Below are 22,174 nucleotides of genomic sequence, written 5' to 3'. Positions count from 1 at the left end.
CAGTAGATTCCAGGGAATCATCTTCCTCGGAATACAGTTGAGGCGGGCAGGTGGATTCCCAGGAATCCATCCTCGCACCCCGACCCATGGAGGCCCCACATGTCCCGACAGCAGCGCGACGCCCTGGACGCCATACTCCGTTCCGCCCCTCGCAGCGAGAAGCCGCCCACTCCCGAGGAGCAGCGCAACGGTTTCGCCGCGGCCCTCACCCGCCCCGCGCCGGACGACGTGGTCACCCGCGAGACCGTCCTGGGCGGGCGGCCGGCCCTGGAGCTGGAGCCGGCCGGAGCCTCCGGCCGCGGCCGGCTGCTCTACCTGCACGGCGGTGGCTACGTCGTCGGCTCACCGGACACCCACGCGGGGCTGGTCGGTGAACTGGCCCGCCGCGCCGGGCTGCGCGCGACGTCGGTGGACTACCGGCTGGCGCCCGAGCACCCGTTCCCCGCGGCCCTCGACGACGGGCTCGCGGCCTACCGCGAGTTGCTGGCGTCGGGCACCGACCCACGGGACCTCGTCCTGGCCGGTGACTCCGCCGGAGCCGGCTTGAGCATCGCCACGCTGCTCGCCGCCCGGGAGGCCGGGCTGCCACAGCCGGCCGCCGTGGTCGTCTTCTCTCCCTGGGTCGACCTGACCCTCACTGGGGAAAGCATCCGTTCCAAGGAGGGCGCCGATCCCATTTTCACGGCGGCCGACGTGCGCGCCTGCGCCGATCTCTACATCGGCGCGGGCGACCGGGCGCAGCACCTCGCCAGCCCGGTGTTCGCCGACCTCACCGGACTTCCCCCACTCCTCGTGCAGGTCGGGGCGAACGAGGTACTCCTCGACGACGCGGTCCGACTGGCCAGCCGCGCGGGCGCCGACGGCGTCGAGGTCACGCTCGAAGTCGGCCCCGGCCTCCCCCACGTCTTCCAGCACCACTACGGCCGCCTCGACGAGGCGGACGCCGCACTCGACCGCGCCGCCCGCTTCCTCGCCGCCCACCTGAGCGCCGGCCGCCCGGGCGCCGACCATCTCGAACCGGTCCACTGACACCGACCGACCCGGCGGCCTCCCCGTGATGTCGGCGACGGCCACAGGAGCACCGTCGCCGACATCACGGGTTCAAATTCGCTGGTGGCAGAACCCCACGATGGGGGCGGGGAACCCTGTCGGGGGGACGGGGAACCCAGTCGGGGGGACGGGAGTCTCGCGGCCGTTCGGGAGGGGGAGAGGGGCCTCGGTCCGCCGGCGCGCACGCTCGGTACGGAGGACGTGGTGGTACGGGCTCGTCGGCCTCGGACGTCGCCCTCGCGCCGTATCCCGGTCGCCATGGACGAGCCGGGCCTGGCAGGGTGTGCGGCATGAACTCCGAGCCGGCGAAGCCCGATCCGGTCCGCCACCGCGACCACGGCACGTGGCTCGTCCGGTACACCGGACGGATCCTCGTGGTCTGCCCGAGGTGCGGTGGCCGCGCGCTGGTGGTCCCCCGGCCGGACATCGGGCCGCCGTCGAAGTACGTCAGCGACCTGCTCTTCCGGCCGCGCCGCCTCGCGTGCGCGGGCTGCGGAGCCGTCGCCGACTGGGCGGCCGGGCAACGGGACACCGCCCTGGTCGGCGCGGTGCCCGGCGGCACCGAGGACCCCTTCTTCCGGCGGCCGCTCTGGCTTCAGACCCGCTGTGCCGGGCGGATTCTGTGGGCCTACGACGAAGAGCACGTCGACGCCCTCGCCGCCTTCGTGGGCGCCCGGCTGCGCGAGCGTCGCGCCTCCCCGACCAGGGCGATGTTCGCCCGGCTGCCGGCCTGGATGAAATCCGCCGGGCGTCGCGACGAGGTCCTCGCGGGCCTGTCGACCCTCCGTGCCCTGTCGGACCGTTCGGCTCCCGCCGACCGTTCCGACGCGGCCCACGAACGCGGCGACCGCCCACGCCACCACGGCAGCCTGCTCTTCCGCGGCGGTCCGTACTAGAGTCCGTCTCCCAACGGATCTTGGCCCCGGAGCACAGATGACGCGAGACGGCGCCGCCATGCTCCGGACCCTTCACCTACCGGTGGTGGTGGCGGTCCTGGCCGGATGCTCGCTCCTCGGCCAGGACACTTCGTGCACCATGGCCGACGACGACTCGCGGGTCTCCGTCCTGTGGCGGCCCGCCGACTTCGGTGGCCAGGACGCGGCGAGCATCTGGCTCTGTGTGAACAGCCACTGCGAGGAACGGAAGTCGGGCCGTCCCGACGACCCGTTCGCCACGCTGTCGGTTCAACTCCCCGACGACGTCGGCGCGTCCACCGTGCCGGTGCGACTCACCGTGACGTCGGTGAAGACCGGTGACACGGTTGTCGAGGACAGCACCCGTGCCAGGCTGACCGAGCAACACCCCAACGGCACATCCTGTCCGCCCACCGTCTGGACAGCGACGTTCCGCGCGCACCCGGACAAGGGCCTCACATCACCTAGGGGCTTGAAACTCCAGAGGTGAGTCATGCGTCACGCGTCGCGGCCGGACTCGACAGGAACCGGCCGTCGGAGCAAATAGACGCCCGCGATCGACACCAGTACCGCCATGCACGCGATGAACACCAGCCCGGCGCCCTCCAGGCCGATGGGCCCCACCAGTACACCCACTCCGATCACCGGCACCGAGATGCCCGCGTACGCGACCACGAACAGGGTGGAGATCACCGCCGCTCGCTGGTCTTCGGGTGAGGCCTGGGCGACAGTGGTGAGGGCGCCGCGGAACGCGAGGCCCTGACCGGCCCCGCCGACGATCGCGCTCAGCACCACCAGGACCAGCAGGTCCCAGCGCAGCGCGCCGGCGAGCAGGGCGAGGCCGACGAGGAGGGCGGCGCAGCCCAGGGGCAGGGACCGTCCCACGCCGACCCGGCCGACGGCGAGTTGTCCGGCGGTCGAGGCGAAGAAGGCGAGGGCGACGACCAGTCCGCTCACCGCGTGGTTGGTCACGTCCAGGGACTCGGCGAGGAACGCGGGGCTGACGGAGGTGAACACCCCGAACAGGGCGAACCCCACGAACGCGGCGATCGCGGGTGGTGTGAACACCGGCCGGACCTGCGGGGGCAGTCCGGGCCGCTGCGGTCGTACGGTGTTCAGCGGGCGGCGTTCGCGGACGGTCTCCGGGAGCCACAGCACCACGGCGGCGGAGAGTGCCACCAGGGCGAGGTGTACGGCGAACGGCAGGTACAGCGGCCAGGGGGCGTACTGCGCGAGGAGACCCGCGATCAGCGGACCGCAGCCGAGTCCGCCCATGTTGGCTGCCGTGGCGACGAAGGTGGCCCGGGCACGACCGCCCGGCGGTGCCAGTTCCATCACGTAGGCGGTGGCGGCTCCGGTGAACAGGCCCGCGGACAGGCCCGACATCAGCCGCCCCACGTACAGCCAGCCCAGCCCGGTGGCGGCCAGGAAGCAGACGGCGCTCGCCGCCGCGAAGCCGAGGCCCCACAGGAGCACCGGCCTCCGGCCCACGGTGTCCGAGGCGTTGCCCGCGAGCAGCAGCACGCCCATGACCCCGAAGGCGTAGACGGCGTACACGACGGTGACGGTCAGCTCGGAGAATCCGAACTTCTCCTGGTAGAGGCCGTAGAGCGGGGTGGGCAGTGTGGTGCCGGCCATGCAGACCGCGAACACCGCCCCGCTGAGCAAACACTGGCGCCACCCTCGGCGATCACCGTCCATGCCGCCGACAGTAACGTCGTGGCCGCCACGATCCGGACCGACGTGCCGCCGCGCGGAGCGCGAGGAGCCGGGGGCGGCCATGGGTGATCTCCGGCCTTCCGAGTGCTCGTCATGGGTGGGCAACGAGGAACTGGACGCGGTCCGCCCTCCCGTGGTGGGAGGGCGGACCGCGCCGACGGCCTGTCAGGGGGCCGGTGCGATGCGCGCCCGGAGCGGCGGGGAGGCGTGCTCCGGGCGCCCCGTCGTCAGGAGCAGCCGGCCGGTGTCGCCTGGGACGCGTCGTGGATCAGCGCCTCGTGGGCGGCCTTGAGCCGGGCCACGTCCGGCTTGACCACCGCGCGGTCGTAGGTGATCAGGCCGTTCAGTTCTCCTTCCACGTCCGAGATCTGGGTGTAGACGGCGCCGTTGCCGCCCTTGCAGGCGAGCTTGTGGACCTCGGCGAGGCGGGCCAGGTAGTCGTCGGTGTACGCCGAGGGGTCGACGTCCACGTACGACTGCTGCACGGACCAGGCGTGTCCGGGCACCGCGAGTCCGAGACCGCCGTACTCGCCGCTGACCAGGGCCCGTTTCCCGTCCGGGTTCGGTGGCAGCGCGGGGCTCGGGTAGCCGTGTTCGTCGATGATGTCGCCGGTGCCGCCGTCCACGCCGAGGTTGATGCCCGACATGGAGTTGACGAGGCGTGTCGGGTCCCAGGCCTTGGCCTGGTCGGCGATGCGGGCCTCGTCGTACTGGCCCCAGCCCTCGTTGAAGGTCACCCACATGACGACCGAGGGGCTGCTGATGTGCTCGTCGATCATCTGCTTCATCTCGCGCTCGTACTCGGCGCGGGACGCGGCGCTCGGGTTGACTCCCGCCGTCATGGCGGGCATGTCCTGCCAGACCATCAGACCGAGCCGGTCGGCCCAGTAGAACCAGCGGTCGGGTTCGACCTTGATGTGTTTGCGGACGGCGTTGAAGCCCATCTGCTTGTGCGCCTTCAGGTCGTACGCGAGGGCCTCGTCCGTGGGTGCGGTGTAGAGGCCGTCGGGCCAGAAGCCCTGGTCGAGGGTGGCCATCATGAAGACGGGTTTGCCGTTGAGGACGGTGCGCGGGGTTCCGTTCACCTGCTCCACGGCGATCGACCGCATGCCGAAGTAGCTGCCGACGCGGTCGGCGCCGACGCTCACCTTCAGGTCGTAGAGGAAGGGGTCGTCGGGTGACCAGAGGTGCGGGTCGGTGATCTTCAGGACGAGCGGCTGCCCGGTGCGGCCCTTCACGGTGGCGACCTTGCGGTGTCCGGCGTACGCGGTCGCGGTGACCGGCACTCCGTCCCGGACGCCCTTCGGTTCGACGGTGAGCCGGCTGTTCTTGACGTCGGGCGTCAGCTTGAGGGAGTCGACGTGGTCGGCAGCCACGGGCTCCATCCACACCGTCTGCCAGATGCCGGAGGACGGGGTGTACCAGATGCCGCTGGGGTCGAGGCGCTGCTTGCCGACCGGCGGGTTCTCGCCGCTCTGCGCGTCGGTCGGGTCGTAGACGCCGACGATCAGTTCCTGGGTGCGGCCGGGCTTGAGCGCGGCGGTGATGTCGGCGCCGAACTTGTCGTAGCCGCCCTCGTGTTCGGCGACCTTGGTGCCGTTGACGTAGACCTCGGCCCGCCAGTCGACGGCTCCGAAGTTGAGCTGGAGGCGCTTGCCGGAGCCGACCTTCCAGTCGCGGGGGACGGTGAAGGTGCGGCGGTACCACATGCGGTCCTCGTGCCGTTCGACGCCGGAGAGCTGGGACTCCACCGGGTAGGGCACGCGGATCTTCTCGGCGAGCTTCCTGCCGACCGGGGGCTGTTCGCCGGCCTTGGCCGCGGCGAACTGCCAGGAGCCGTTGAGATCACGCCAGTCGGTCCGGGTGAGCTGGGGGCGGGGGTACGCGGTCTTGGCCTTGCCGGCCTCGACGGCGTCGGCCCACTTCGTCCGCAGCTCGTGGGTGGAGCCGTTGGGGCCGCTGCTCCAGAAGGCGTTGACAACGTTGCCGTTCGTTCCCGAGAGGCCGCCCTGGCCGTCGTAGCGCAGGTCGGCGGTGCCCTTGGCCGTACCGGACTTGTTGCCGACGACGGGTTCCTTCAGGCCGACGATCAGGGACTTGGGGTCGGCGGGGTCCAACGTGGCCGTGGTCAGCGGCCACTTGGCGCCGCCGATGACGGCTTCGACGTGGTCGGTCAGACTCGCCGGGGGTTCGGTGAGCGGCTGGGCGAAGTCGAGGCGCAGGCTGCGGCCGTCGGCCTGGACGGTGGTGGCGACGGCCCCGTCGTAGGCGTATCCGTCGGGCAGCCGGAGTGCCGACTGCGGGACGGCCGTCCTGCTGCCGCCGGGCGGGGTCCAGCGCAGATGGAGGTTGGAGCCGCCGAAGTGCTCGAAGTACTCGACCTTGATGTCGTAGGCCTGGCCGGCGGTCAGGTCGAGGGGCTGGGAGGTCTGTTCGCGGTCCCAGTCGTCGACCCAGTGGTCGATGGCGAGGTGCCCGTCGACCCAGAGCCGGAATCCGTTGTCCCCGATGATCGAGAACGTGTGCGGTCCGGTCTTCTCGGGGACGATCCGGCCGGTCCAGCGGACGTTGACGTCGTCCGACTGTCCGGTGGCGAAGGAGAGCCGGGGCTCCAGGTTGTCGAAATCGAGGTTGGTGTCTAATCCGGTGGCTTTGAGCTCGTGGAAGTCGAAGGCGCCGGGGGCGGACTGGGTGTAGTACTCGCCCTTCAGGCCGTGGACTTCCACCGGGTCGTCGGCCGCTGTGGCGGCCGGGGCCGCGGTGAGTCCCGCGAGGCCGAGAACGGCGACGATCAGGAGCGCCATGTGGGTTCGGAGTCTGCTTTTGCGCACGGATCCTCCTTGGCTGAGGAAGGGTGGCGGCTCGTTGCTTCAGTCTGTACAACGTTGGAAGTAGCGGGAGTGGGCATCACAGCACGGGTCCCGGCCTCTGTCCAGGGTCATGACAAACGGCCAGGTGACAGAGGCGCACATCGATGAAGAGGAGATCCCTTGCGGGTCAGCCTGAAGGACGTCGCGGAGCACGCCGGCGTCTCGATCAAGACGGTTTCCAACGTCGTGAACAACTATCCGCACGTCACCCCGGCCATGCGCGCCCGGGTCCAGGAGGCCATCGACGAGCTGGGCTACCGGCCCAACCTCACGGCGCGCCACCTGCGCAAAGGACGCACGGGCATCATCGCCCTCGCCGTCCCCGAGCTGGGCAACCCGTACTTCGCGGAGCTGGCGGGAGCCGTGATCGACGCCGCCGCCGAGCACGAGTTCACCGTCCTGCTGGACCACACGCGCGGCGACCGGGAACAGGAAGTGCTGGTGAGCCAGGGTTTCCGGGCGAACGTCATCGACGGTCTGATCCTCAGCCCGCTGGAGCTGGAGGACGAGGATCTGCGCTCCCGCACCGACGACGTGCCCCTCGTGCTGCTCGGCGAGCGGCAGTACGAACTTCCCTACGACCACATCGCGATCGACAACGTGTCGGCCGCGCGCAGCGCGGTCCGTCATCTGCTGAGCCGCGGGCGCTCGCGGATCGCCTACGTGGGGGCCCGCACGGATTCGGCCAACCGGCCCGCGCATCTGCGACTGGCGGGCTGGCGCGCGGAGCTGACGGAGGCCGGGGTGCCGGCCCCCGACGAACTCGTGGTGCCGGTCGGCGGCTGGGACCGTGACGAGGGCGCGCGGGCGATGGCCAGGCTGCTGGACTCCGGGGTGCGCCCGGACGCCGTCTTCGCGTACAACGACCTGGTCGCGATCGGTGCGATGCGGGTGCTGCACGAGCGCGGCCTGCGGGTTCCGTGGGATGTGGCGGTGGTGGGCTTCGACGACATCGAGGAGGGCCGGTTCGGCGCGGTCACCCTGACGACGATCTCGCCGGACAAGCAGGCCATCGCGCGGATGGCGGTGGCCTCCCTGCTGCGCAGCCTGTCGGGCCGGACCGAGCCCGGCGGACGTGAACTGACGGCTGATTTCAGACTGGTTGAGCGGGAGAGCACGCTGGGGCGGCGCTGACGGGATTTCGGACGGAGGGGTTTACAGGTCTCTTCCAACGATGTAAAAACCTCCCCGGAACGACGAGTACACCGAGCCGACCGCAAGAGCCGATCATCCCCGGGAGCGCTCTCAGCGCCGGGGCCGTGCCGTTTGGGGACTCCATGAAGCCGCTCGCACCACGTCACCGCACCTCCGCCAGGACCCTCCTCGCCACCGGCCTCATCACGAGCCTCGCGCTCGTCTCCGGATGCGCGAAGTCCGAGGACGACACCGCAGGCAAGGACACGAGCTCCGCCGGAGCGAGCGACCAGGGCCAGGTCGTCGCCTCTCCGTCCACGGGCTCCGGCCCGACCTGCGCCATCGACGCCTACGGCGCCAAGAAGATCGACCTGAAGTCGGCCACCGTCGGCTTCTCCCAGTCCGAGAAGGAGGCCAACCCCTTCCGGATCGCCGAGACCGCGTCGATCAAGGCCGAGGCGGACAAGCTGGGCGTGAAGCTGCTGACGGCCAACGCCCAGTCGCAGTTCTCCAAGCAGATCAGCGATGTCCAGGACCTCATCGCCAAGGGCGCCGACCTCCTCGTGATCGCGCCGCTCAACTCCGACGGCTGGGAGCCCGTCCTGCGCTCGGCGTCCGCCAAGCACATCCCGATCATCACCATCGACCGCAAGATCAACGCCACCGCCTGCAAGGACTACGTGAGCTTCATCGGCTCCGACTTCGTGGAGCAGGGCAAGCGGGCCGCGGACCAGATGATCGAATCGACCGGCGGCAAGGGCGAGATCGCCATCCTGCTGGGCGCCGCCGGCAACAACGTGACGACCGAACGCACCAAGGGCTTCGAGGACCGCATCAAGGAGAAGGCCCCGGGCCTCAAGATCGTCTTCAAGCAGACCGGTGAATTCGCCCGGGAGAAGGGCCAGTCGGTCACCGAGAACCTCATCCAGTCCAAGCCCGGCATCACCGGGATCTACGCCGAGAACGACGAGATGGGCCTCGGCGCGGTCAACGCCCTCAAGGGGGCGGGCAAGCAGCCGGGCGCGGTGAAGATCGTGACGATCGACGGCACCCGCAACGCCGTCCAGGGCATCGTCGACGGCTGGATCGACGGCGTCGTCGAGTCCAACCCGCGCTTCGGACCACTCGCCTTCCAGACCCTGGACACCTTCACCAAGGGCGAGAAGGTCTCCCAGGACATCGTCATCCAGGACAGCGCGTACACCAAGGACAACGCCAAGACCGACCTGGGCAAGGCCTACTGACATGTTGTCAGTGAACGGCCTGTCGAAGACCTTCCCCGGCGTGAAGGCCCTGTCCTCCGTGGACTTCACGGCCCGCGCCGGGGAGGTGCACGCCCTCATCGGCGAGAACGGCGCGGGCAAGTCGACCCTCATCAAGGTCCTCACCGGTGTCTACCAGCCCGACGAGGGCGAGGTGATGTACGACGGCGCTGCGGTCCGCTTCGCCACCCCGCTCCAGGCGCAGCACGCGGGGATCTCCACCATCTACCAAGAGGTCAACCTGGTCCCGCTGATGAGCGTGGCCCGCAACCTCTTCCTCGGCCGTGAACCCCGCGGCCGCCTCGGCCTGATCGACTTCCGGAGCATGCACCGGCAGGCCGAGGCGGCACTGGGCGAGCTCGGCCTGCGGGTCGACGTGCGCCGGCCCCTGCGCGAACTGGGCGTCGGGGCGCAGCAGATGGTGGCCCTCGCCCGAGCCGTCTCGGTCGACGCCCGGGTCGTCGTCATGGACGAGCCGACCTCCTCGCTCGAACCCCGGGAGGTACGGACCCTGTTCGGGGTGATCCGGATGCTGCGCGAGCGGGGCATCGCGGTGGTCTACGTCAGCCACCGGCTCGACGAGTTGTACGAGATCTGCGACGCGGTCACCGTGCTGCGCGACGGCAAGGTCGTGCACACGGGCCGGATCGCCGAACTCGACCGGCTCAGGCTCGTGGCGCTGATGCTGGGGCGGGAGATCGCGGACGTACGGCAGGAGGGCCTGACCAAGTTCGCGGGCGGCCATGACACCGGGGCCGAACCCGTCCTGGAGGCAAGCGACTTGACCGTGCGTCACCAACTGCACGGCGTGTCCGTCTCGGTGCGGCCCGGTGAGGTGGTGGGGCTCGGCGGGCTGCTCGGTTCGGGGCGCAGCGAGACGGCCAAGGCCATCGCGGGGGCGCTGCCCACCGACTCCGGGCAGGTCGTCGTGGGGGGTGTGCGCGTGCGCGCCGGCTCGACTCCCGCGGCGATCCGGGCCGGCATCAGCCTGCTGCCCGAGGACCGCAAGGCCGAGGGGATCGTGCCGGGTCTCTCGGTGCGCGAGAACATCGCGCTCGCCGCGCTGCCCGGGCTCTCACGCTTCGGTCTGGTCGACGAGGCGCGTATCGACCGCATCGTGGAGACGTTCATGAAGCGGCTGCGGATCAAGGCGGCGAGCCCCCGGCAGAAAGTGGGCGAACTGTCCGGCGGCAACCAGCAGAAGGTGCTGCTGGCCCGCTGGCTGGCCATGCAGCCCAAGGTCCTGCTTCTCGACGAGCCGACCCGGGGCATCGACGTCGGCGCCAAGGCGGAGGTGCAGAAACTGATCGACGAACTGGCCGACGACGGGCTGGGCGTCCTGCTCATCTCCTCCGACCCCGAGGAACTGATCGAGGGCAGCGACCGGGTGATCGTCCTCAAGGACGGCGCCGTCGTGGAGGAGCTGACCGGCGACGCCGTCACCGAGGACCGGCTGATGCGCGCGATCGCCACCGCACCCGCCGCCCTCACCGTCGCGGCCACGGTCACGGCCGCGGCCACCGACGAGGGCACAGGACCGGGAGGCCACGATGACTGAACTGACGCTCGGCCGGGTGACAGCCGACCGCGACCGTCTGCTGGCCCTGCTCCAGGAGTACGGCGTCTACCTGGGGGTCGTGGTCCTGTTCCTGGTGAACACCGTCTTCACCCCGCACTTCCTGTCCACGGAGAACTTCCGCACCCAGGCGGTCCAGGTCGCCCCGGTCCTGATCGTGGCGCTCGGCATGGCGCTGGCGATCGGCAGCGAGGGCGTCGACCTGGCGGTGGGCTCGGTGATGGCCCTGTCCACCTCCCTCCTGTCCCTCTATCTCGGCTACGGCCCGGGGATCGCCGTCCTGATCGCGCTGGTCGGCGGCGCCGTGATCGGTGTCGCCAACGGCTCGCTCATCGCGTTCGTCGGCGTCCAGCCGATCGTGGCGACACTCGCCCTGATGGTCGCCGGGCGCGGTCTCGCCCTGGTGCTCCTCCCCCAGCTCAAGGACGTCCACGACCCGGCCATGGCGGAACTCGGCTCCGGTGATGTCCTGGGCGTCCCGTACGTCGTCCTGATCGCCGCGGCCCTCGCCCTGCTCGTCGGCTTCGTCGTACGCCGTACGACCTTCGGGCGCAGTCTCCTCGCCATCGGGGACAGCCGCCCCGCGGCCCGGCTCGCCGGACTGCCGGTGCGGCGCGTCCTCATCCTCGTGTACGTCTGCTCGGGCGTCCTCGCGGCCGTCGCGGGTGTCCTCGCCACCGCCCGCCTCACCGCGAGCGACCCGTCCTCGCTCGGCAACCTGATGGAACTGTCCGCCATCACCGCGGTCGTGGTCGGCGGCACACCGCTGAGCGGTGGCCGGATCCGGATCGGCGGCACTGTCGCCGGCGCCGTCCTCATCCAGTTGCTCACCACCACGCTCATCAAGCACGATCTGCCGCCGTCGTGGACCCAGATCGCCCAGGCCGTGGTGATCGTCCTCGCCGTGTACGCGGCCCGGGAACGAGGAAAGCGATGACGACCGACGTGGACATTCCGGTGCGCGCGAAGAACACGGCGGAGGAGGAACCGGCCGGCGCCGGCCGTTCCGAACGGCTCAGCGCCCTCGCCCAGCAGCACGGCGCGCTCGTCACGCTGCTCGTCGCGATGGCCGCGGCGTCCATCGGCTTCGACACCTTCCTGACCGGCGACAACCTGGAGAACATGGCGCTCTCCTCGGCGTTCCTCGCCGTGGTCGCGCTCGGCATGACCTTCGTCATCATCACCGGCGGCATCGACCTGTCGGTGGGCTCGCTCTTCGCGCTCGGCGGCGTGCTCGCGGCCTGGGCGTCCCAGTACGGGGCGGTCGCCGCGCTGCTGCTGCCGCTGGCCGTCTGCGGACTGATCGGCCTCGTCAACGGCCTGCTGATCGCCCGTTCGCGGCTCGCTCCGTTCATCGTCACGCTGGCCTCGATGCTCGGCGCGCGGGGCATCCTGCTCTCCGTCACCGACGAGGGCTCGAAGACGTATCTCGTGGAGAAGGGGTCGTTCTTCGCGAAGATCGGGCAAGGGGCACTGCTCGGCGTCGGCGTACCCGTGTGGATCACCGTCGCGCTGTTCGTACTCGGCGCGGTGGTCCTCAGGCGCACCCGGTTCGGGCAGTACGTGTACGCGGTCGGCGGGAACGAGGACGCCGCGGCCCTGATGGGCGCCCCCGTGGCCCGTACGAAGATCTCCGTCTACACGCTCTCCGGGCTGTGCGCGGGACTCGCCGGAGCGCTCAACGCGGCATGGCTCGCGTCGGGCGTCACGATCCTCGGCTCGGGCATGGAACTGGAGGCGATCTCCGCGGTCGTCATCGGCGGCACCCTGCTCACCGGCGGGTTCGGCTTCATCAGCGGTTCGCTCGTCGGGGTGCTGCTCCTGAAGGTCATCCAGAACGTCATCAACCAGATCGGCTCGCTGGACTCCGCCTACCAACAGGTCGTCAGCGGCGCCTTCCTGGCCGTCGTGGTCATCGCGCAGACCTGGCTCGGACGCAGACGCCGGGTGCTGTGAGGGCCGCGACCCGTCCGGACAGCGGAAGGCCCGCACCGATCGGTGCGGGCCTTTCGCGGCGATGCCGTCCTGCGGTTTCGTACGTCATCGGGTCCGGGCGGGCCCGGAACTCGAGCCGGTCATCTCCCCATGCCTACGGGATGCCACCCACGTACACCCCGGGCGGGTGAGCGAGGGGCCGCGGTTCAGTGACCCTGGCCCTGGCCCTGACGGGGACCCTGGTGACCCTGGCCCTGCTGACCCTGCTGGCCCTGGCCCTGACCCTGCTGGCCCTGCTGACCCTGCTGACCCTGGCCCTGACGCGGTCCCTGCTGACCCTGGCCCTGGCCCTGGCCCTGCTGGCCCTGACCCTGGCGCGGACCCTGCTGGCCCAGGACGGGGCCGCGGTGGTCACCGTGGCCGCGGTGGTCGTCGCGGCCGTGACCGCGGTCGTCGCCGTGACCGCGGTGGTCGTCGCGGCCGTGACCGCGGTCGTCGCCGTGACCGCGGTGGTCGCCGTGACCCCGGTGGTCGTCACGGCCGTGGCCGCGGTCGTCCCCGTGACCCCGGTGGTCGTGGCGGCCGTGACCACGGTCGTCCCAGTGCCCGTGGCGGTCGTCACGGTCGTAGTGCCGGCTCCAGGAGACACTGTCGACGAAGCGGCCGCGCTCGGTGCGCAGCGTGGCCGTGTCGGAGCGGTTGTCCCAGACCTCGTTGCGGCGGTCCTGGAAGACGTCACGGCTGGTGTCGCGGCCGTAGCCGGTGTGGATCCGGACGGTGGCACGGCCGCCCAGGGTGTAGTGGTGGAACGTGTAGCGGTTGCCTTCGCGGTCCGACAGCGTCCAGCCGTTCAGGTTCACCCCGTGGCGACCCGCGTTGGTGATTTCCACCCACTCCGCGTTCAGAGAACGAGCGGAGCGGTCGTCAAAGCCCGGCGCGTCGCTCTGGACCCTGCTGATGGCGACGTGCGTGCGGTCGGCGTGCGGCAGGGCGGCCGCCGAGGCGGACACGGAAGCCGAGCCGACCAGAGCGCCGGCCGCGATGGCCGCGGCCGCCACGCGCCGAGCAGTGACAGACGTGGAAACGGACATGAATGCTCCTCAAGGTTCGAGAGCCGGCACACCCCGTGCGGGCGCCCCTCTCGGGGAACCCGCACGGTGCGACCCTGTGCGAGTCCCGGCCCGGTGGCCGAGGACTCATAACTTGCTGCACATCCCCGCCCATGACGGACGACACCCGACGCCTGTTACCAATTGCGGACATATCAGTTACAGGCGTCTGTATATGGCCTTTAACTACGGAAAGCTGAAAAATGATGGGCCGTAATCCTCAACTCCCTTACGCACGCAACATCTAGGGCGTATCGGGTCATGTCGAGCGTCAGCACACGTCACCCGCACGTCACCCGAAAGTGAGTAACACCCTTCCGGTCCGAGCCGGGCAAAGACCGGTGACGGACCGTCCGCTCAGTCCTCCAGGCGGACCGGCATCAGCATGGAGAACGTGTGCTCGTCGTCGGGCCGTCGGATCGCGATGGGCGCGGTGGGGGCACCGATCTCCAGGGTCAGCTCGTCGCGGGCACCGGCGGCGAGCGCGTGCAGCAGGTACTCACGGTTGACGGCGATCTGGTTCTGGTCGCTCCACCGGTCGTCGCCGATGGCCACCGTTCCGTCGCCCGCCACCTTCAGCAGGGTGAGGTCGGCGGCCGTATCGCCCGGCCCGCTGACGTCACTCGCGACGACCGGACCGGTCTCGACCGCTTCCCGGAAGGACCCGGCGTCGACCAGGACCCTGCGGCCGTCCGGCGCCTGGACGAGACGGCGATAGTCGGGGAATTCGTGGTCGAGGCAGCGGCCGGTCGCCTGTCCGTCTCCGCTCTCCAGCGTCACGCGGTCACCGTCGACGGCGAGCCGCACCGGCTCCTCACCGCTCAACAGGGCCCGCATCGCGTCCACCAGCGGGCTCGGAACGACGACCTGCACGCGCGTGTCGGCGTGCCCGCCGGTGGCCGCCCGCGCGACGGCCATCCGGTAGCGGTCCGTCGCCACGACGTCGAGCGTCTCGCCCTCGATGTCGAACAGGACACCGGCGAGCATGGGCAGTTCCGGGTCCCGGCCGGCGGCGAAGCGGACCGCGTCGAGCGCGTCGGCGAGTTCCGGCGCGGGGACGGACAGACGGACGACGGCGGTACGGGGCGATGTCATGGGTTTCTCCCTGCTGTCGAGTAGTGCTCGGAGCGTGGAGAACTCGTCGCGGGCATCGGACAGCCCCGCCTCCAGGCGGCGCAGATGTGCCTGAAGGAGCGTGCGCACCAGATCGGTGTCCGCGCCGGACCAGCCCGCGAGCACCAGACGGATGTCCGCGAGCGGCATGGCGGCCCGGCGCAGCCGGGCCAGCAGCCGTGCCTCCTCCAGCTGCTCCGGGCCGTACCAGCGGTAGCCGCTCACCGGGTCCACCCAGGCGGGGACCAGCACACCGCCACGGTCGTAGAACCGCAGGGCGCTGACACTCAGTCCACTGTCCCGGGCCATCTCGCCAATGCTGCGCATCTCGCTCTCCACACCCGGAACCCTGCGCCCTCGACCAGGTCGAGGGTCAACCCCGGTCCCGCTCGGGCGACTCGACCCCGGCTCGCGTCAGGCCGGACAGTCGGCCAGGTTTCCCGCCGTGCCCCAACGCATCATCAGATGGCCGGAGCCCTCCCGCTCCGCCACGGCGTAACGGGAGTACGACCACGCGCCACCCGCGCTGTCCCGCTGTCGCACCAGAGCCCGGCACGCCTCGCCCGCCGCCATGTCGGCCCAGGTCGCGGCCTGCCGCTGGTTCCACGACCCGTAGTCCGACCACACGTACAGGGCCGAGCGTCCCGGGTCGAAGCCCATCTTGAGGTCCTCGTTGCCGAGCGCGCGATCCGTGCCGAGCGCCGTCCGCATCACGTTGGTCCGCTCGATGATCCTCCGGGTGGCGCGCTCAGCGACGCTGATCTCGGCGCTGTCGGTGCTGGGAATCATGGCCTGGCCGAGGCCCTGTTCGTCCGGCTCCCAGTCCGGCCCGACGCCGGCGGGGCTCAGATCGTCGTCGTCGGCCGACGTGCACCGCGCGTCGGCGAGGAAGTCGTCGTCCCAGGTCACCAGCGGGTCGCGGCCCGGCGCCTCCTTCACCATGACGAAGGCGTGGTACGGCAGATCGGGGTGCAGCCCCAGGACGACGTCCCGCAGCGTCCGGCACATCAGACCGGCGACCTCCGTCTCCGCGTACATCGTTCCCGGTTCGTCGGAGGTGAGCCGGTACGAGAGGTAGACCTCCCCGCGCGAGGCGTGGAACCTCACGGTTCTCGGGGCCAGGTCGATGGCGTCGCCGAGTCGCTGGACGAGAACTCCCTGGTCGCGCAGGACGGCACGGGCCACGTCGTGCTCGCCCTCACCGCGCGCCGACCGCGCTTCGGCCCAGCTCTGCGCACTCGCCGGGCGGCCGCCCGTGGACTGCTCACGTTGTTCGGCCGTACTCGCCTTCGTCCTCGCGTCCGTGCTCAGGACCGTTCCGGACGGCTGCGGGATCGCGGTCGGAGAGGAAACGGGGGCGGAGGAGGCGGGGGTGGAGACGACGGGACGGGAGGAGGCGGGAACGGAGGCGGTGTTCGAGGTTCCGTGACGGTCGCCCTCCGGCTTGCCGGGCATGAGGGCCACCACTCCGCCCGCGACACCCCCGATGACCGCCGCCGCGACGACGAGCATGCCCGCCCACGGCTTCCGCCCCCGCCTCGCGGGCCGCGGCCACGCGGGATCGTCCACGGGCGGCATGTCCCAGACCGCGGTGATCATGTCCTCCGCCCGCGTGAACAACGTGTCGGCGCGCATCGCCTGGATGAGCTGCGCGGCCAGGAGCTCGAAGCACTCCTCGGCGGCGTCGGCGGCCTGGGGACGGTCCCCCGGCTCCTTGGCCAGCGCCCCTCGCACGATCTCGCGCAGGGGCAGGGGGACGCCGTCCAGGTCGGGTTCGCCCGACGTCACGCGGAACGCGACCGCGTCGGACGCGCCCGTCCCGAAGGGGGACCTGCCGGTGGCCGCGTACGCCACGAGCGCGCCCCAGGCGAACACGTCGCTCTCGGGCCCCGCGTCTCCCGTCCGGTACTGCTCGGGGCTGATCCAGCCCGGGGTGCCGGTCGTGGCTCCCGGACGGGTGGCCCGGGTGTCGTCGTCGGCGTGCGCGATGCCGAAGTCCAGGACACGGGGTCCTGAGGGCGTGAGGATGACGTTCTGCGGTTTCACGTCGCGGTGCACCACACCGGCCGCGTGGACGGCGGCCAACGCCTGGGCGGTGGCGGCCGCGAAGGCGTACAGACTGGGTCCGGTGACCCGCCCTCGGGCGAACACCTGCTGGTTCAGTGTCGGCCCGGCGACGTATTCGGTGGCGAGCCACGGGGTGCCGGCGTTCGCGTCGGCGGAGAGCAGCGGGACCAGGTACGGACCGGTGACACGGGAGGACATCTCCACTTCGCGCCTGAAACGGGCCCTGAAATGCGGGTCTTGGGCCTGCGAGGGGTGAATCACCTTCACCGCCACGCGCGTTCCGTCGGAGGCCACTCCGGCATGGACGGTACCCATGCCTCCGGCACCGAGACGACCGACGATCCGGTACGGACCTATTCGGGAGGGATCGCCGGCCTGGGCCGGCTGGACTCTCCCGGAGGATCCGGATTCGCTCACTGATGGTTCCTTCGTGCGGGACTGAACGGTTGAGCAGGTGAGGAGGCGAAGTGGTGACGGATGGTCGGGGGCGGTCCCGGGTCCCGGCGGATTGCCCCGACATGCCTTCCGGGTGACTTCCCGTCCGGATGTTATGCGCTCCCCCGCATCCTGGGTAGAGAAACCCCTGATCAGACGGCAGGCTGTCATGTGCCGGGTGACGAGACGCTTGCGGACCGTGTCACGGGCGCGGCCCCCAACAGGCCGCTTTCCGGCCCCGATCCGTTCAACTCGCTTACCAGGACGCCCTGTTGTGGATGCGCCGGTCTCCGCAACGAGCCGGCGGAACGGTGGACCCGTCCGGCCGGACGGAGCCGGGCACACGGCGGAGTGGAGGCGTGGCCCGGACGTGCCCCCGATCCCGTCCCGGTCGACAATGGGCGTACGGCGGGGACGGCCCCGGGGAGGCGCCGGGGAAGGAACGTCGATGCCGAAGTGGCCCCTCTCCCCCGGTCGTGTACGGGCCGCGCGGCAGTCCGCGCGAGTCACGGTCGCGACCGCCGCGGGCTTCTACTCGGCCCTCTACGTACTCGACCAACCGGTCGTCGCCGTCTACGCCCTCTTCACGCCGATCGCGCTCGGCGTCCTCTCCCCGATCCCGGGCGGCGGCCGGGACCGGGCCCGGACCATCCTGTTCGCACTGCCGGCGGCCGTCGCTCTGACGGCCCTCGGCACCGCTCTCGCCGTGACGACCGCGTCCGCCGTCGCGGGGATGCTGGTGATCGGCTTCGCCATCTCCTTCGTCTCGGCGTACGGACCCGCCGCCGCGGGTGTCGTCCCGGGACTGCTGCTCTTCTACGTACTGGCGTGCTTTCCGCCGTACGAGCCGGACACCCTGCCCCAGCGCCTCTGCGGCCTGCTGGCCGGTGTCGCCCTGCTGGTCCTGTGCGAACTGCTGCTCCTGCCCGCCCCGTCCGTTCAGCCGTACCGCGCGCGGATCGCCGATGCCCTGGATCTCGCGGCCGGTTCGGCACTCGCGTTCGCCCGGGGTCACCGGCACGCTCCCGAGCGGGCCCGGCGCCTGCGCGAGGAAGGGCTGGGGCTGCGTCTGTCACAGGCGCCGCCGGCCTCGCGTCCGACGGGGGCGGGCCGCACCGACCGCGGACTCGCGCAGGCCGGATCCGCGACACGGCGGGTCCTGAACCAGCTCGCCCGGATGGCCGAGCGGCCGGACTCCGCGACAGCCGCCGATCCGCCCTCCGAGGAGTTGCTGCGCGGTGTCGCGGACGGCTGCGCCGCGACGGCGGGCGCTCTGCGGGGCGCACGCGCCGTGCCGGCGCCCGAGTCCCTGGAGGAGATGGTCGCCGACTTCGTCGCCGTCCGCGGGCAACCGTCCGGTACCGGGCTCGGCGCGGACGCCAAAGCCCCGCAGCGGCTGCTGGAATTCCGCTCCGGCCTGCTGGTCGCGGCGGACTCCGCCCTGACCGCGCAGGCAGCGGTGGCCGTGGCGATCGGCGGGCGCCGCGACTCGGCGGGACTGCCGCCCGAACAGTTCTGGTACGCGAAGCCCTCCACGACGCGACTCCTGGTACTGCGTCTGACCGGCAACCTCACGCTGCGTTCCGTCCTGTTCCAGAACGCCGTACGCACCGCTCTCGGCCTCGGCGCGGCCCGGGCCGTGGCCGGGGCGCTGGACCTTTCGCACGGCTTCTGGGTGCTGCTGGCCGTGCTGACGCTCGGGCGCACGACCGCGGGAGCGACCTGGTCCACGGTGCGCTCGGCGGCGGTCGGCACGCTCGTGGGCGCGCTGGTCGCCGGTGTGCTGATCTACGAGGCCGGCGGGCATGTCGAGGTGTACGCCGCCGTGCTGGTGCCGGCCATGTTCGTGGCGTTCGCGGTGGGACCGATCGCGGGACCGGCCTGGGCGCAGGGTCTGTTCACCCTGGTCGTGTCCGCTGTCTTCAGCCAGCTCGCCACGGCCGACTGGCGGCTGGCGGAGACACGGCTGCTCGACGTCCTGGCGGGCTGCACGATCGGGCTGCTGTGCGGCGTGCTCGCCTGGCCCGCCGGAGCCCACGCCGAGGTGCGGCGCGGTGTGGCGGACGTGCTGCGTTGCGCGGGGCCCTTGGTGCGGGACACCGTGTCCGCCGTGGTCCACGCGTCCGGGGCGTCCGGCCCATCCGGGGCGTCCGGTGATTCGCCTCCTCGGCGACGCGCCGCCGAGGAGGCTCTGCAGCTGACCCGGCACCGGCTCCGGATCGCCGAGGGCGCCTACGCGCAGTACCGGACGGAGGGCGACAGAGGGGCCGCCGACAGCGGACCGGACTGGCATCTGGCGCTCAACTGCGTCTCCCACGCGGTGGTCGGATCGCATTGGCTGCCCCGGCTGGCGTACGGTCCGGCGCCGCCCGAGGCGGTCCGGTGGGCGAACGAGTCGGCGGGGCGACTGGCCGCGGCGATGGACAGCGCCGCGGCCTTCCCGCCCGACGGGGTCCGGGCGGCACCGGTACCCCTCCCGCACGAGGTCGTCGTCGCCGCCCCGGCTGCCGTACTGCCCGAGCTGGTCGATGTCGACACCTGGCTGCGGACCCTCGCGGCGGAGCTGACGGCGATCGGCGGGAGCGGTCCGGACGGGCCGTCGCCCGCGACCCGGGGCGACGGATCACCATCGGCCGGCGGACGCGATGCCACGGCAGGCGAGGGAGGGTGACGGAACCGGTCCGCCGGGAGGAGGGTTTGTCAGGGGGTGCGTCCGATGAAGGCGAGCAGGCGCGTCTGCACGTCGGCGCTCTCCGGGACCTCCACCCGCGGCCCGTACTGCCCGCTCTGTCGCAGCACGTCGTCCAGCGGCAGCATGCCGTCGAGCAACCGGGCGCACCTGGCGGGGTCGAGGCGTTCGTCCTGGCCGCTGGCCCGTGCCAGGTCCCAGGTGTGCATGAAGACGTCGGCGGTGTAGAAGCGGTCGACCGCCTGGTCCAGCGGGACCTCCCCGATGTGCGGGTTCGAGAGGGTCTTGTGCGCCGTCGCCGGGTCGTCGAGCAGTGCCTGCACCCCGTCGCTGTGCACCGTCCAGGCCTTCACCGGGTCGTCGTCCACGGAGGGCCCCTTCGGCAGTTCGACCCCGGCGCCCGACTTCAGGAAGTCGGGGAACCACTCGACCAGGTGGCGCACCACGTCGCGGGCGACCCACCCCTCGACCGGCGCGGGGTGGTCCCAGGCCTCGGGACGCACTCCGCGCACCCGTTCCGTGAAGTCCCCGGCGATGGTGCGGTACTCGTCGGCTGCGCTTGTCATGATCTGAGGCCTTCCGTCTCGGTTCGTGATCCGGGGTCTTCGCTCGGGCCGCCGCCGAGCAGTTCGTCGAGGCGCTCATGGCCCTCGGTCACACCGCGCCGCATGCCGCTTCTGATCATCGCGTCGCGGGCGTCGACGGACGCCATGAGTGAGGTGGTGGTGACCCGGGTCCGGCCGCCGAGGTCCTCGAAGAGGGTGGTCTCCAGGCTGACGCCGTCCGGGAAGCCGTCGTAGGCGAAGGTCTGCACGATGCGCTCGTCGCGGCGCACCTCGTGGAACACCCCGCGGAAGCCGTACTCCGTGCCGTCGTCCTCGCGGTGCGCATAGCGGTACGAGCCGCCGGTGCGCGCCTCGTACACGTCGATGCGCATGGTCATCCGGCGCGGGCCGAGCCACCGCACGACGAGATCGGGGTCCGTGTACGCCCTGAACACACGCTCCGGAGGCGCGTCGAACTCGCGGGTGATGAGGATGGTGGGCAGCGCCGGGTCGGCCTCGATCCGGGTCTCGCGCCGGTCGCCGCGGTGCGTGGTGCTCACGATGCCGCCTTCTTCCCCGAGGTGTCTTCGCCCGCCTGGTCCGCCATCTGTCCGAGGACGGCGTCGAGCCGGCGGAAACGGTCCTCCGCCTCGCGGCGGTAGCGTTCGATCCATCGCGTCATCAGGTCGAGGACCTCGCCCTCGAGATGGCAGGGCCGACGCTGGGCGTCCCTGCTGCGGCTGACCAGACCGGCGTCCTCCAGCACCCTGATGTGCTTGGACACGGCCTGCACCGTCACGTCGTAGGGCTCGGCCAGTTCGTTGACCGTGGCGTCCGCCGTGGCCAGCCTGGCCACGATGTCGCGCCGCGTCGGGTCGGCCAGGGCCGAGAACACCCGGGACAGCCGGTCGTCGGGCACCGTTCACCTCACGTAATCAACCAGTCGGTTGAATAACCGTACGACGGGCCGACGGCTTAGTCAACCAACTGGTTGATTACGGCGTGCCGAGTGCGGCGCGCCGAGCACGCCGCACCGAGCAACGCGTACGTCGTATCGAGCAACGCGTACGCCGTGCCGGGCAACGCGGACGCCGTGCCGGGCAAGGGGTGCCGGTCCGCTCCTCGCGACCGCCACCGATCGCACCTCACCAGGGTGTCAGTCCTTCGCGGGCGACGGCTCCAGGACCGCGAACTCGGCGGGCCCGACCGCGAGCGTGCCGTCGGTCAGCGGGCGGCAGCGGATCCCGCCGCCGTCGCGCAGCGCCCGTCGCGCGCCGGGGCCGAGCGTGGTGTCCATCCAGGCGCAGGGTCTGGCGGCCCTGCCTACGGCGAGGACCACGGGCCCGGTGCCGCAGTCCAGGGAGATCGTCGCGCCGACCAGGGAGTCGACGTCCACCCCTCGGAGCAGGACGTTGCGCCGGGTCAGCCGGAGGTCCGCCGCCGTGGCCCGTCCCGGCGGGAAGCGTTCGGCGGCCATGAGGGTGATCGACGCGTTCCGATGGGCCGGACGGTTGAAGTAGCGGTCGCCGACGATCCCGAGTCCGGCGCGCACCTGGGCGGTCGTCACCAGGTCCGCGTCGGGCAGCGGGGGCACTCCGTCGCCCGGGCGGCCCTCGAACCGGTGCACGGGCGAGACCAGCAGCTGAAGGATTTCCACGCGCCCCATCTCATCGAGCGTAGGGGACGACGTCCGCCTGACACGGGGACAGCCCGCGTGACAGGGTCGGCGGTGATCGAAGACGACAGCGGCAAAGGG

General features: G+C 71.3%; 18 protein-coding genes. 9 read left to right on the top strand and 9 right to left on the bottom strand.

All coding sequences use genetic code 11. The features are described from left to right. The first annotated feature begins 99 nt into the window (after positions 1–99). The 3 genes from ACIQ7M_RS24680 to ACIQ7M_RS24670 all read left to right on the top strand — a co-directional run bounded on the left by ACIQ7M_RS24680 (position 100) and on the right by ACIQ7M_RS24670 (position 2,454). Positions 100–1,029 carry an alpha/beta hydrolase gene (locus ACIQ7M_RS24680; protein ID WP_403648026.1) on the top strand — a complete coding sequence of 310 codons (930 nt, stop codon included), beginning with the start codon at positions 100–102 and terminating at the stop codon, positions 1,027–1,029. Between the two features lie 311 nt (positions 1,030–1,340). After that, on the top strand, positions 1,341–1,946 hold the full coding sequence (locus tag ACIQ7M_RS24675; protein ID WP_403648023.1) for a hypothetical protein: 606 nt from the start codon (positions 1,341–1,343) through the stop codon (positions 1,944–1,946). Between the two features lie 37 nt (positions 1,947–1,983). Next, the gene (locus ACIQ7M_RS24670; protein WP_403648020.1) at positions 1,984–2,454 is read left to right on the top strand and encodes a hypothetical protein; all 471 of its coding nucleotides are present in this window, start codon (positions 1,984–1,986) and stop codon (positions 2,452–2,454) included. Positions 2,455–2,462: 8 nt separating this feature from the next. Here ACIQ7M_RS24670 and ACIQ7M_RS24665 read toward each other — a convergent pair whose 3' ends face one another. Continuing rightward, positions 2,463–3,665 carry an MFS transporter gene (locus ACIQ7M_RS24665; RefSeq protein ID WP_403648017.1) on the bottom strand — a complete coding sequence of 401 codons (1,203 nt, stop codon included), beginning with the start codon at positions 3,663–3,665 and terminating at the stop codon, positions 2,463–2,465. A gap of 245 nt (positions 3,666–3,910) precedes the next feature. Continuing rightward, positions 3,911–6,514 carry a PA14 domain-containing protein gene (locus tag ACIQ7M_RS24660; protein WP_403648014.1) on the bottom strand — a complete coding sequence of 868 codons (2,604 nt, stop codon included), beginning with the start codon at positions 6,512–6,514 and terminating at the stop codon, positions 3,911–3,913. A 159-nt stretch (positions 6,515–6,673) separates the two neighbouring features. On the opposite strand from ACIQ7M_RS24660, the gene ACIQ7M_RS24655 reads away from it, so the two are divergent. From ACIQ7M_RS24655 to ACIQ7M_RS24635, 5 genes are all read left to right on the top strand, one after another. Then, positions 6,674–7,687, top strand: a complete 1,014-nt coding sequence (locus ACIQ7M_RS24655; RefSeq protein ID WP_386987590.1) for a LacI family DNA-binding transcriptional regulator — start codon at positions 6,674–6,676, stop codon at positions 7,685–7,687. A gap of 143 nt (positions 7,688–7,830) precedes the next feature. After that, positions 7,831–8,931, top strand: a complete 1,101-nt coding sequence (locus tag ACIQ7M_RS24650) for an ABC transporter substrate-binding protein (protein WP_386987593.1) — start codon at positions 7,831–7,833, stop codon at positions 8,929–8,931. Between the two features lies 1 nt (position 8,932). Beyond that, on the top strand, positions 8,933–10,507 hold the full coding sequence (locus ACIQ7M_RS24645; RefSeq protein ID WP_403648010.1) for a sugar ABC transporter ATP-binding protein: 1,575 nt from the start codon (positions 8,933–8,935) through the stop codon (positions 10,505–10,507). Continuing rightward, complete coding sequence (locus ACIQ7M_RS24640; protein ID WP_384796568.1) at positions 10,500–11,462, top strand: ABC transporter permease; 963 nt, start codon at positions 10,500–10,502, stop codon at positions 11,460–11,462. Before ACIQ7M_RS24645 ends, ACIQ7M_RS24640 begins: the two co-directional genes overlap by 8 nt. Next, entirely contained in the window at positions 11,459–12,481 is a 1,023-nt protein-coding gene (locus ACIQ7M_RS24635) for an ABC transporter permease (RefSeq protein WP_403648006.1), read from the top strand. The genes ACIQ7M_RS24640 and ACIQ7M_RS24635 overlap by 4 nt, the downstream gene beginning before the upstream one ends. Positions 12,482–12,666: 185 nt before the next feature. On the opposite strand, the gene ACIQ7M_RS24630 is transcribed toward ACIQ7M_RS24635, so the two are convergent. From ACIQ7M_RS24630 to ACIQ7M_RS24620, 3 genes are all read right to left on the bottom strand, one after another. Beyond that, on the bottom strand, positions 12,667–13,551 hold the full coding sequence (locus tag ACIQ7M_RS24630) for a lamin tail domain-containing protein (protein WP_403648003.1): 885 nt from the start codon (positions 13,549–13,551) through the stop codon (positions 12,667–12,669). Between the two features lie 375 nt (positions 13,552–13,926). Continuing rightward, positions 13,927–15,009, bottom strand: a complete 1,083-nt coding sequence (locus ACIQ7M_RS24625) for a MerR family transcriptional regulator (protein WP_403648000.1) — start codon at positions 15,007–15,009, stop codon at positions 13,927–13,929. 87 nt (positions 15,010–15,096) lie between these two features. Continuing rightward, the gene (locus ACIQ7M_RS24620; protein ID WP_403647997.1) at positions 15,097–17,166 is read right to left on the bottom strand and encodes a serine/threonine protein kinase; all 2,070 of its coding nucleotides are present in this window, start codon (positions 17,164–17,166) and stop codon (positions 15,097–15,099) included. Positions 17,167–17,632: 466 nt separating this feature from the next. Here ACIQ7M_RS24620 and ACIQ7M_RS24615 point away from each other — a divergent pair, with 466 nt between their 5' ends. Then, positions 17,633–19,855 carry an FUSC family protein gene (locus ACIQ7M_RS24615; protein WP_403647994.1) on the top strand — a complete coding sequence of 741 codons (2,223 nt, stop codon included), beginning with the start codon at positions 17,633–17,635 and terminating at the stop codon, positions 19,853–19,855. Between the two features lie 29 nt (positions 19,856–19,884). On the opposite strand, the gene ACIQ7M_RS24610 is transcribed toward ACIQ7M_RS24615, so the two are convergent. The 4 genes from ACIQ7M_RS24610 to ACIQ7M_RS24595 form a co-directional block, all read right to left on the bottom strand. Beyond that, positions 19,885–20,439: a TIGR03086 family metal-binding protein gene (locus tag ACIQ7M_RS24610; protein WP_386987612.1), complete on the bottom strand. Its 555-nt coding sequence runs from the start codon at positions 20,437–20,439 to the stop codon at positions 19,885–19,887. Further along, a complete protein-coding gene (locus ACIQ7M_RS24605; RefSeq protein ID WP_403647991.1) occupies positions 20,436–20,978 on the bottom strand; it encodes an SRPBCC family protein in 543 nt (180 codons plus the stop codon). Before ACIQ7M_RS24605 ends, ACIQ7M_RS24610 begins: the two co-directional genes overlap by 4 nt. Then, positions 20,975–21,337: an ArsR/SmtB family transcription factor gene (locus ACIQ7M_RS24600; protein WP_403647988.1), complete on the bottom strand. Its 363-nt coding sequence runs from the start codon at positions 21,335–21,337 to the stop codon at positions 20,975–20,977. Before ACIQ7M_RS24600 ends, ACIQ7M_RS24605 begins: the two co-directional genes overlap by 4 nt. Positions 21,338–21,574: 237 nt before the next feature. Continuing rightward, positions 21,575–22,084, bottom strand: a complete 510-nt coding sequence (locus tag ACIQ7M_RS24595) for a molybdenum cofactor biosysynthesis protein (protein WP_403647985.1) — start codon at positions 22,082–22,084, stop codon at positions 21,575–21,577. Positions 22,085–22,174 lie beyond the last annotated feature (90 nt).

It is taken from the genome of Streptomyces sp. NPDC096324, assembly GCF_044763015.1.
In the GTDB taxonomy this organism is placed as follows: Bacteria; Actinomycetota; Actinomycetes; order Streptomycetales; family Streptomycetaceae; genus Streptomyces.
This window is presented reverse-complemented; position numbering and strand designations above follow the sequence as displayed.